This window comes from Mesorhizobium sp. M2A.F.Ca.ET.039.01.1.1, from assembly GCF_003998035.1.
Lineage (GTDB): Bacteria > Pseudomonadota > Alphaproteobacteria > Rhizobiales > Rhizobiaceae > Mesorhizobium.
Genome location: NZ_RZRY01001141.1, coordinates 1 through 1,366 on the forward strand (window position 1 = coordinate 1; position 1,366 = coordinate 1,366).

The 1,366-nt window shown below is 62.2% G+C and carries 1 protein-coding gene and 1 pseudogene; both read left to right on the plus strand.

Annotation, left to right across the window (positions count from 1 at the left end; translation table 11 throughout):
* Positions 1-377 (plus strand): annotated as a pseudogene (locus EOA24_RS37975) (DUF559 domain-containing protein); the annotation flags it as partial.
* Between the two features lie 67 nt (positions 378-444).
* Positions 445-1,366, plus strand: a 922-nt coding sequence (locus EOA24_RS37980; protein ID WP_127410827.1) for a DUF6638 family protein, incomplete at its 3' end; no start/stop codon positions are given.

The following is a 1,366-nucleotide window of genomic DNA, read 5'->3' on the forward strand; positions in this document are numbered from 1 at the left end:
GGTTAAGAGAGCCCGCGAGCTGCGGCAGGTCGAAAACGATGCGGAGGAACGGCTGTGGCATGAACTGCGGGGGCGGCGATTGAACGGCCACAAGTTTGTTCGCCAACTGCCGATCGGCCCTTACTTCGCGGACTTCGCTTGCCGCGGAGCCAATCTGGTTGTCGAGGTTGACGGCAGCCAACATGCCCGGTCGATACAGGGACGAGACGATGAACGGAAACGGTTGGTCCGTATTGAGGGTTTGGCACGCAGATGTTTTGACCAACTGCGCGAGCGTGCTGGATACGATTGTTGCGGCGCTGGATGGTCGGTTGGATCGAAAGATGATTGGGGTCGATGCGAAATTTCTGCCGGCCGCAAGATCGGAGCAAGGATGATGAGCATTGGCGCCGCCCCTCATCCGCCCTTCGGGCACCTTCTCCCCGTGAACGGGGAGAAGGAAAGATGAAGCCCACCGCCAAGAAACCCGACCTCCTGCGCGATAACGAGCTGATCTACGGCAGGCTGCTCGCCGTCGACGAGCCGCATCTCATCCAGCGCTACAACAAGGCGCTTGTCGCCTTCGGCCTCGAGCCGACCAGGTTGAAGAGCTTCCAGATCGACCGCACCGGCTTCTCGCCCGAGATCGCCGAGGAGTGCGGCGACTTCGACTATCTCGATCCCAACGAGGTCAACCGCCGCTTCATTATCCTGACGCCGTCGCAGATCGATCTGCCCGTGGTGCACACCGCCTTCTCCAACACCTCGCAGCTGATGTTCGAGTTCATGTCGAAGAACAGGCGCGCCATCGACGCGCTGACCATCAAGGACGTGATCTACGGCGAGATCGAGGACTCGGTCCCCAAGGTCAACGACATCGAGGACCTGCTTTCGATCAACCAGGTCGAGTTCAAGGTGCTGTCGGCCGAGGATGTGCTGGGAAAGGCGGCCGAGCTCGGCAAGCTGGTCGACCGGCTGAAGCAGGAGCCAGACGCCTGGCGCGACAATGCCATGCTGCAGCGCATGGTCGATCTGGCCAAAATCTGCGGCGACATCCGCGAGAACGCGCTGGTCCCCGACCAGGTGATCTTCCGCCACAATGCCTACTGGACCAGCCATTTCGGCGGCCTCTATGTCTTCGTCGATCCCGACATGACAACGGTGATCTGCGATCCGGCCGCTCCCGGCTTCCGCCGCTCACGCCCCTGGCAGGTCAGCTACCTGTCGATCAACGATGCCGACAAGGTTTTCCGCTTCCTTGCCGCCACCGGCCGCCTCGACCTGCCGCGCGCCTCGTGGATCGAGGCCTCCGGCTATCTCGAGCACCGCGCCGAGATGGTCGTGCGCGCGCTGATCCGCGATGCCGAGCCCAACCGCAACCTAACCG